Source organism: Candidatus Solirubrobacter pratensis, assembly GCF_000425945.1.
GTDB classification, from domain to species: domain Bacteria; phylum Actinomycetota; class Thermoleophilia; order Solirubrobacterales; family Solirubrobacteraceae; genus Solirubrobacter; species Solirubrobacter pratensis.
The window spans coordinates 677,733-685,996 of sequence record NZ_KE384481.1 but is presented as its reverse complement, the minus strand read 5'-3'; the positions used below and the strand labels follow the sequence as shown (position 1 = coordinate 685,996).

The following is an 8,264-nucleotide window of genomic DNA, read 5'->3' as shown; positions in this document are numbered from 1 at the left end:
GGGCGTCGTGGGCGAAGACGGGCTCGCGGGCGCTGCGGGCGTCGTGGGCGAAGACGTGCTCGTCGCCGGGGCCCGGGAGAGGCGGCGTCGTGGAGCGTCGGCCTCGGGTGCCGGGACCGCCTCCTCCTCCGCCGCCGCGTGCTCGGCGAGCGGGGCTCGCGCGAGCCTCTTCGGGCTCTCGGGCGCGTCGGCCATGCCGAGCTGCTCGGGGGAGATCGGGCCCGTTCCGCTCCCCTCGACGATCCGGGCGCCGCGCGAGCGCTCGAGGCCCCCGCGGGCGATGAAGCGCGCGACGCGCTCCTCCTTGGTCGGCTCCGGGAGCTTCTCCGCCTCCACCATCGACATGAGCGAAGCCGACGCCGTCGCCTGATCGCCGAACAGCCACTCGGCGGCGAACTCGCTCATCCCGCGCGGCAGCTCGACGGGACCGGGCCGCGAAGGCGAAGGCGCGGGCGCCGGAACCGGCTCAGACGCGGCGGGCGCGGGTGCAGGAGCGGGAGCCGGAGGCGCCGGCGGCGCAGGCGCCGCCGACCGCGCGACCGGCGAGAGCCGCGTCGAGGCCTCCAGGCGCTTCGGCCGGTGCGACTCCACGACCCCGTGCGCGAACTCGCGCCCGCCGGCGCGCCCGGCCGAGTGGCGGGCGACGACGCGCAGCCCCATGCGCACCGGTGCACGGCGCGGCGCGGGGTCGGGTGGAGTCTCGTCGGTCATGTCCGGAAAGGTCTAGTAAGGCGCGCGGGACGACGCCATCGCGTCGGCTTCCCGCAGGAACCGCCGGCGGTCGGCGTGCTCCAGGTCGAGGATCGTGTCGAGCGGCCAGTGGAGGTGATACGCGAGCCTGGCCGTCTCCCCCAACAGCTCGTCGGGAGACGGCCGCGTCATTCCCCCAGGCGCCCGTCCTCTATCTCCGTGAGGTCCACCTCGAACTGCTGGGCGCACGCCGGGCACGCCACCACCCCCACCGCCTCTCCGTCGGTGTTGATCCGCTCGTAGAGACGCTGGAGGTGGTCGAAGTCGGCCGCGTACAGGCCCTCGACCAGCTCGGGGGTGATCTCGGTGAAGCCCCCGATCCTGGTCACGGTGCGCGCCAGCAGCAGCACGGCAAGGTATGCCTCGTTGGCGCGGACCTCGGCCGAGCGCAGCGGCTCGATCTCGTCCCGGGCCGTCGCCAGCCGCATCGTGCCCTCGCGGTGCACGTTGCCCTCGCTGTCGACGAGTCCCCGGGGAAGCGTGAACGCGTACTCCGAATTCATGGCGTGGTCCGTCAGCCTGGAGCTACTGGATGTCGAAGCCCTCGTGGCAGAGCGTGATGCCCTCCACGGCGACCTCGTTGGAATCGGCCTTGAGCCCGACGCCCGTGTACTTCTTGGGCCAGGCGTTGACGATCGAGTACGTCACGACGGGCGAGCCCATGTAGTCGAGCATCGTGACGGTGCAGTCCTTGCGCGCCTCCTTGAGCTGCCCGTCGACGATCATCTTGCGCCAGTTCCAGAGCGTCTTGTCCTGGTCGATCCCGCGCTTGAGCTCGATGTCGCCCCACTTGGTGTTGCCCATCACCTTGATCACGTCGGTCTTGCCGTTGGGCATCGACCGCTTGATCTCGCTCGTCTCGCTCTCGGAGTCGAAGCCCGTGGCCTCCTTGAAGAACCCGGCGGCCTCGGCGCCCCCGATCTTCAAGGTGAACCAGATTGGGACGTGTGCTTCCTTGTCATTGGCCGGCATCCCGGTCGTTCCTTTCGCCTAGAGGTTGACTTCGACTACTCGCTGACTTCGGCGCCTTCGCCGCCGCTGAACTGGCTCAGGCGGAAGATCACGAACTCCGCCGGCTTGACCGGCGCGATGCCGATCTCGCAGATGACCTGGCCGGCCTCGATGACCTCGGGCGGGTTGGTCTCCGCGTCGCACTTGACGTAGAACGCCTGCGCGGGCGTCGCTCCGAACAGCGCGCCGTCGCTCCACACGCGCTTGAGGAAGTTCGACGCCGCGATCCGGAGCTGGATCCAGAGCTTCTCGTCGTTGGGCTCGAACACGCTCCACTGCGTCCCCTCCATGATCGACTCGGAGACGAAGTTGAAGAGCCGGCGGACGTTGATGTAGCGCCACTCGGGATCGCTCGACAGCGTGCGCGCGCCCCACACGCGGATGCCGCGACCCGGGAACGCGCGGATGCAGTTGACGCCGACCTTGTTCAGGCCGCCCTGCTCCGCCTGCGTGATCTGGAAGCCCAGGCCGTTGGCGCCCATCACGACCTCGTTGGCCGGCGCCTTGTGTACGCCGCGCGTGGCATCGGTGCGGCACCACAGACCGGCGACGTGGCCCGACGGCGGGACCATCATCGGCCGGTTGGTCAGCGGGTTCATGACCTCGATCCACGGGTAGTAGAGCGCCGCGAACTTCGAGTCATAGCCCGCCGTGTTCATGCGCCACTCGAGCACCTCCTGCGGCAGCAGGTTCGGCGGCGCGTCGAGGATCGCCATGCGGTCGCCCGCGTTCTCGCAGTGGGCGATCATCTTGCCCTGCAGATCGCGCACCTGGACATCGTCGCCGTCGTCGGCGGCGAGCGTCATGATGTCCGGCATCACGACCATCGTGATCTCGTCGACGGCCGCCAGGCCGCCCATGCCGCGCCGGCGGGCGACGTCGCCCTCGAAGTGCGTCGGCTTGACCTTCGCCGGATCGATCGAAGGCGCCGACAGCGTGTAGGTGCCGGCCGCGGGGATCCGCTGCGCCTCGGGCAGCGACGCGCCGGTCTCCTCGATCTTGATCAGCTTCGACTGCGCGTTGACCTTGGTCGCGAGGTTGTTGCGGCCCTTCTTGAGCGAGAGGCCGGTGAACTCCTCCTTCTCGGAGCCGGACGTCACGCGGACCGTGTAGGTCTGGTCGGCGCCCTCGCCCGCGGAGGGCTCCTCGGCGACCTCGACCTTGACGTCGTCCTTGCCGGCCTCGAGCGCGACCGCGCTGAACGCCTCGACGCCGGCGTCCGCCGCGGCGGGGAGCGCCGCGCGCGCCTGCGCGCCCGCGCCGTTGGAGCCGCCGTCGTCACCCACGCGCACGACCCAGCACAGCGTCCCGCCGTTCTGGAAGAAGCCGTAGACGCTGTGGGCGAGGTAGGCGCCCTCCATGAACGGGCCGTTGTCGGGCTCGTTCGGGTCGCCGTAGATCTTCGCGAACTGGGTCCAGTTCGAGATCCGCATCGGCGTGTTGACGGGGCCACCCGGCGCCAGGCCCACGAACGCGGCGATCGACGTGCTCACGCCCTCGATCGGCTTGTTCGCGGACGGAACCTCCTCGACGTAGACGCCGGGAGTCAGGTACGTGGGCATTTCACTCCTTCACTCGTGGACGTGCTGCTGGCTGCTCAGTTCGCCGCGGAGCCGCTCGAGTACCGGAGCGGATTCGGGCAATCCCGTTCGGTCATCCGTTGCCGTCGATCACCAGATCGACGCCGGCACCGGGGACCTCGATGTGCGAGTCGGCCTCGCGGCCGTCCGCCGTGCGCGCGAGCAGCCGATGGCGGCCGGGGGGCAGGCGGTCGAAGCGGAAGCGGCCGTCGGCGGCGCTGGCGGTCCACGTGCCGACGTCAGGAAGCGTGACCCACACGTTCGCCAGCGGCTCGCCCTGCGCGTCCTTGACGCGGCCGACGGTGCGGTGCATCTCCAGCACCGCGCGCGGGGGGCCGTCCGCCAGGCGCGTGCGGATCGTCTGCGTACGTACTTCAGGCCCGCGCTCGAGCGTCGCGCCGGACTCGACGGAGAGTCGCACGACGTAGTCCAGCGACACCTTGTACTGGCCGCCGACGGCGGTCCAGAAGTCCGACTTCTCGCCCTTGCCCTGGCCGATGCGCGCCTTGATCGGCCACGCCTGCGAGCCGTTGGCCAGCCGGCCGTTGAGCCGGTCGCGCGGGATCTCCGGGTAGGCGTAGAAGATCGCGAGCACCTGCGACAGCAGCCGGTGCTCGTCCTCGACGGCCTGCGTCCACGCCGTCACCGCGTAGGAGGCCTCCATCACCATCGGCGGCCGGCCCTCGACGGTGCGGCCGTTGCGCTGCATGCTCGACCACTCGCTCGTGCGCAGCGTCTCCGCCTCGCGCAGGTCGTACAGGAAGACGTTGACCGCCGGCTTGGAGAGCTGACCGGACCACTCGCGCGACGGCGCGTCGAACGCGATGTCCACTCCCTCGAAGCCGTGGACCTCCAACTCGTCGCGCAACAGGCCGCGGAGGGTCTCGTCGAGGTCCGCCAGCATCGTGTTGAGCGGCACGTTCACGGTCAGCATGCGGTGCCGACCCTAATGGTCCCTGCGCGGGCGATGTGAAAAATGCAAGGCCTATGACAAGCACGGTCTATGACGAGGTGCGTTACTCCAATTATCCGTATGCGCAGACGCATCCGGACCGCCTCGCCACGGTGGCGATCCTGCACGGCCTGGAGCCGCCTGATCCGTTCCGCGCGCGTGTGTTGGAGGTCGGCTGCGGGGCGGGCGGGAACCTGCTCGCGATGGCCGCGGCGACGCCCGGCATCCGTGCCGTCGGCGTGGACCTGGCCGCGTCGGCGATCGCCGAGGGGCGCGCCGCCGCCGAGGCCGTCGGGCTGGAGAACCTCGAGCTCCGGCAGGTCGACGTACGCGCGCTGACCGAGGGAGAGCTCGGTGAGTTCGACTACGTCATCGCGCACGGGGTCTACGCCTGGATCCCGCAGGACGCGCGCGACGCGCTGCTGGCGGCGATCGCCTCGCACCTGTCGCCGGACGGACTCGCCTACGTCTCCTACAACGCCAATCCCGGCGGCTACTTCCGCCGCATGCTGCGCGACGCCGGGCTGTGGCACGCGCGCGGGATCGAGGACCCGATGCAGCGCGCGACGAAGGCGCAGGAGCTGTTCCGCTTCCTGCGCGACCAGCGCGCGACCGAGGCCGACATGTACGGCCAGCTGATCGAGCGCATCATCCCGGCGCTCGCCGACGGGCCGCTGTACCGGCTCGTGCACGACGACCTGGGCGAGTTCTGGGACCCGGTGTGGTTCGCCGACTTCGCCGCGCACGCCGGCGAGCACGGGCTCGCGTTCGTCGGCGAGGCGGATCTGAGCGGGATGCGCAGCGAGCTGCTGCCGGACGAGGTCGGGCCGGAGGTGTGGCGCTTCGCCCAGGGCGACCGCGTGGCGTTCGAGCAGTACAGCGACCTGATGATCCCGCGCGTGTTCCGCCAGAGCGTCCTCTGCCGCGCCGGCGCGGAGATCGCGCTCGAGCCCGCGCCCGGGAACGCCGCGCGCCTGCACTGGTCCGCGCGCCCGAACGCCAAGCCGCTCGAGGTCGGGCTGGTCGCCGACGCGTTCGCGGCGCTCGACGGCGCGCGTCCGCGTGCCGTCGGGTTCGAGGCGCTGCGCGAGGAGCTGGGAGCCGACGCCGTGGCGCTCGGCGCCGCCCTGCTGGACGGCTTCCGGCGCGAGCGGCTGATGCCGCACGCCGGCCCGCTGCACGCCGCCCTGACGCCGGGCGAGCGCCCGGAGGTCTCCCCGCTCGCGCGCTGGCAGGCCGGCCGCGGTCCCGACCTGACCTCGCTCGCCTATCAGACCGTGCGCATGGAGGAGCCGGCCGCGCGGGCACTGATCGAGCTGCTCGACGGCACCCGCGACCGCGACGCGATCCGCGCCGGCCTGCTGGACCGCACCGGGCTCGAGCTGACCGCCGAGGACCTCGAGGCGAACCTCACCGAGCTGACGCGGCTCTTCCTGATCGTGCCCTAACGACGCGAGGCGCCGGCCTTGATGACCTCGTGGAAGCGCTCGAAGTCGGCCTCGAGCGTGAGGCGGCCCTGCTTGCCGTACTCCTGGGCGACCGCGCGCACGAGGTGGCGCATCGCGATCGGGCCGTCCTCGTCGGCGGCCTGGAAGGCGGCGGCCAGCGAGCAGTTCTTGATCGCGCCGCCGGAGAGCTTGAACCTCTCCGCGAGGAAGTCGAGGTCGACGTCGCCGGCGCGCGGGGCCTGCTCCGGCAGGACGCGCTCCCAGATGCGGCGGCGGTCCTCGGCCTCCGGGAACGGGAAGTCGATCACGAAGTCCAGCCGGCGGACGAACGCGTCGTCGATGTTGCGGCGGAAGTTCGTCGCGAGGATGACCGCGCCCGGGTAGCCCTCCATCCTCTGCAGCAGGTACGCGACCTCGATGTTCGCGTAGCGGTCGTGCGAGTCGCCGACCTCCGAGCGCTTGCCGAACAGCGCGTCGGCCTCGTCGAAGAAGAGGATCGCGTTGGACCCCTCGGCCGCCCCGAAGATGCGATCGAGGTTCTTCTCGGTCTCGCCGATGTACTTGCTCACCGTCGTCGCGAGGTCGACGCGGAAGATCTCCAGCCCGAGCTCGGCGGCCAGCACCTGCGCGGCCATCGTCTTGCCCGTCCCGGACTCGCCGGCGAAGAGCACCTTCAGACCCTGCGTGCGCGCGACGGTCCGCTCGTAGCCCCAGTCGCTCAGCACCCGGTCGCGATGGCGCAGGTAGGCCGAGATCGACTGCAGCAGCTCGCGCTGGCGCTCGGGCACGACGAGGTCGTCCCAGCGGAACCCGGGTGGGAGCCGGGCGGCGAGCTCGCCCAGCCGCGAGGAGGAAGCCTGGCGCGCGCCGAGGTCCAGGTCGGCGGCCTCCGGCACCGCGGCGCCGCGCGCCGTCGCGGCCAGCCGCGCGACCTCGGCCGCCTCCACGATCTGCCCCATCGAGAGCCGGAACTTGGCGGCGACGTCGCCCGTCTGCAACGCTCCCGTGAGGTCCGCCCACGCCTGCCGGCGCTCCGCGAAGGAGGGGGGCGCGGACTCGACCAGCAGCACCGTCCGCTCGCCCAGCGCCAGCGCGGCGGAGCGCGTCGGCGCCGCGAGCACCGTCCGCTCGGGCCGCTGCTCGATCGCCCGCAGCAGCCGCGCGCGCTCGGACGGCTCGACGTCCTCGAGGCCCTCGAAGATCAGCGGGCGGCCCTCCAGCACCGAGGCGAGCGTCGCCTCGGCGAGCACCTCGCGGTCGCCGAGATCGCGGACGTGGACGGCGATCAGCGGCTTCCCGAACGCCGTCGCCAGCAGCGAGTCGGCGTCCGGCCCGGCGAGCACGACCGGCAGGTGGCTCGGGCGCGACAGCAGCGCCGTGACGATCTCCACGGCCTCCTCGCGCCCGGGCGCGTGCACGGGCAGGTCGACGAACCGCATCCGCGCGCTCTGCGCGGACTCGTCCATCCGCCCGCCGAGCAGCGCCGCCGCGAGCCGGTCGGCAACCTTCACCGGCCGCTCGGCCAGCGGTGTCTGCGCGTCGCCCAGCAGCTTCACGGCGCCCAGGTGGCGGAGCTTGCCGCCGGCATCGAACGCCGCCATGACGTCCGCGCTCGAGAGCCCTTCGTCCTCGAGCAGCTGGCCGACCAGCCGCGGGCTGGGGAGCTTGCGCGTGACGTCGTCCTGCAGATAGGCGTACAGGCGCCCGTAGCGCGGGTTGAGCTCGGCGGCGGCGCAGACGGCGAGCACGGCGGCCTCCAGCAGGTCGAGCCCGAGCGCCTCGACGGCGGCCTGCAGCCGCTCGTCGGCGTCCGAGCCGGAGTCGCCCTGCGTGAGCCGCAGCGCGAGCTCGTCGGAGATGTAGAGCCCCCGGAACGGGTCGCCCGGGTCAGGATCGGTCCCGGCGACCCGCTCGACCGCCGCCATGACGCGGCGGTCGATGAAGCCGAACGACATCGAGACCGGCGCGGTCTCGCTCATGCAATCCGGTCGGCGACCGCGTCCGCCTCGCGCTCCATCGAGTCGCCGGGCTCGGACACGGTCAGCGGCCCGCTCGACGGGGCGCCGCGCTGCTGGACGACGTGGGCGAGCTCATGCGCGATCAGCTTGTCGCCGTCGGTCGTGTTCGGCTTGTACTCGCCTTGGGCGAAGTAGACGTCCGAGCCGGTCGCGAACGCGCGCGCGGACACCGCGTGATTGAGCTCGTGCGCCGTCGCGTCGGTGTGCACGCGGACATCCGACAGGTCACCGAGCGAGGGCGAGAGCTTCGAGGAGACGCCGGCGTCGAGCGCGGCGCCGCTCGCGCGGCTGGAGTTGATCGCCGACTGCACCTCGGGCGTGACCTCGCCGCTGGGCATGATCCCGTGGCCCTGGCGCGCCACGGCCGAGCCGAAGGCGCGGTTGCCGACGCCGGACGCGAGCTCGCGCAGCGGGCCGGCGGGATCGTCGGCGGGCTCCGGCTTGTGCTCGGGCGCCCGCGGCTTCTCGTGCTCGTGAAGGCGATCCTGATCCACGCGGCGAGCAT

General features: G+C 71.9%; 8 protein-coding genes and 1 pseudogene. 1 reads left to right on the top strand and 8 read right to left on the bottom strand.

All coding sequences use genetic code 11. The features are described from left to right. The 6 genes and pseudogenes from H958_RS0132915 to H958_RS0132890 all read right to left on the bottom strand — a co-directional run. Nucleotides 1-711: pseudogene (locus tag H958_RS0132915) on the bottom strand (hypothetical protein); the annotation flags it as partial. Nucleotides 712-723: 12 nt separating this feature from the next. Continuing rightward, nucleotides 724-882 (bottom strand): hypothetical protein, encoded by a 159-nt coding sequence (locus tag H958_RS48015; RefSeq protein WP_196807678.1) that lies wholly within the window; start codon nt 880-882, stop codon nt 724-726. Next, nucleotides 879-1,253: a hypothetical protein gene (locus H958_RS0132905; protein WP_037412270.1), complete on the bottom strand. Its 375-nt coding sequence runs from the start codon at nt 1,251-1,253 to the stop codon at nt 879-881. Before H958_RS0132905 ends, H958_RS48015 begins: the two co-directional genes overlap by 4 nt. A gap of 22 nt (nt 1,254-1,275) precedes the next feature. After that, a complete protein-coding gene (locus tag H958_RS0132900; protein ID WP_028061758.1) occupies nt 1,276-1,722 on the bottom strand; it encodes a phage tail protein in 447 nt (148 codons plus the stop codon). A gap of 35 nt (nt 1,723-1,757) precedes the next feature. Next, the gene (locus tag H958_RS0132895; RefSeq protein WP_028061757.1) at nt 1,758-3,323 is read right to left on the bottom strand and encodes a phage tail sheath family protein; all 1,566 of its coding nucleotides are present in this window, start codon (nt 3,321-3,323) and stop codon (nt 1,758-1,760) included. 91 nt (nt 3,324-3,414) lie between these two features. After that, complete coding sequence (locus tag H958_RS0132890) at nt 3,415-4,275, bottom strand: Pvc16 family protein (protein ID WP_028061756.1); 861 nt, start codon at nt 4,273-4,275, stop codon at nt 3,415-3,417. A gap of 53 nt (nt 4,276-4,328) precedes the next feature. Here H958_RS0132890 and H958_RS44585 point away from each other — a divergent pair, with 53 nt between their 5' ends. Beyond that, nucleotides 4,329-5,741 carry a class I SAM-dependent methyltransferase gene (locus H958_RS44585; RefSeq protein ID WP_051325140.1) on the top strand — a complete coding sequence of 471 codons (1,413 nt, stop codon included), beginning with the start codon at nt 4,329-4,331 and terminating at the stop codon, nt 5,739-5,741. Here H958_RS44585 and H958_RS42185 read toward each other — a convergent pair. Further along, complete coding sequence (locus H958_RS42185; RefSeq protein ID WP_051325139.1) at nt 5,738-7,720, bottom strand: ATP-binding protein; 1,983 nt, start codon at nt 7,718-7,720, stop codon at nt 5,738-5,740. The two genes, H958_RS44585 and H958_RS42185, sit on opposite strands and share 4 nt — an antisense overlap. Next, entirely contained in the window at nt 7,717-8,253 is a 537-nt protein-coding gene (locus tag H958_RS42180) for an eCIS core domain-containing protein (protein WP_051325138.1), read from the bottom strand. The genes H958_RS42185 and H958_RS42180 overlap by 4 nt, the downstream gene beginning before the upstream one ends. Nucleotides 8,254-8,264: the final 11 nt, after the last annotated feature.

Bases quoted from the DNA above. Each gene is read 5' to 3' on its own strand.
- H958_RS48015 (WP_196807678.1), bottom strand. From the start codon at position 882: ATGACGCGGCCGTCTCCCGACGAGCTGTTGGGGGAGACGGCCAGGCTC.
- H958_RS0132905 (WP_037412270.1), bottom strand. From the start codon at position 1,253: ATGAATTCGGAGTACGCGTTCACGCTTCCCCGGGGACTCGTCGACAGC.
- H958_RS0132900 (WP_028061758.1), bottom strand. From the start codon at position 1,722: ATGCCGGCCAATGACAAGGAAGCACACGTCCCAATCTGGTTCACCTTG.
- H958_RS0132895 (WP_028061757.1), bottom strand. From the start codon at position 3,323: ATGCCCACGTACCTGACTCCCGGCGTCTACGTCGAGGAGGTTCCGTCC.
- H958_RS0132890 (WP_028061756.1), bottom strand. From the start codon at position 4,275: ATGCTGACCGTGAACGTGCCGCTCAACACGATGCTGGCGGACCTCGAC.
- H958_RS44585 (WP_051325140.1), top strand. From the start codon at position 4,329: ATGACAAGCACGGTCTATGACGAGGTGCGTTACTCCAATTATCCGTAT.
- H958_RS42185 (WP_051325139.1), bottom strand. From the start codon at position 7,720: ATGAGCGAGACCGCGCCGGTCTCGATGTCGTTCGGCTTCATCGACCGC.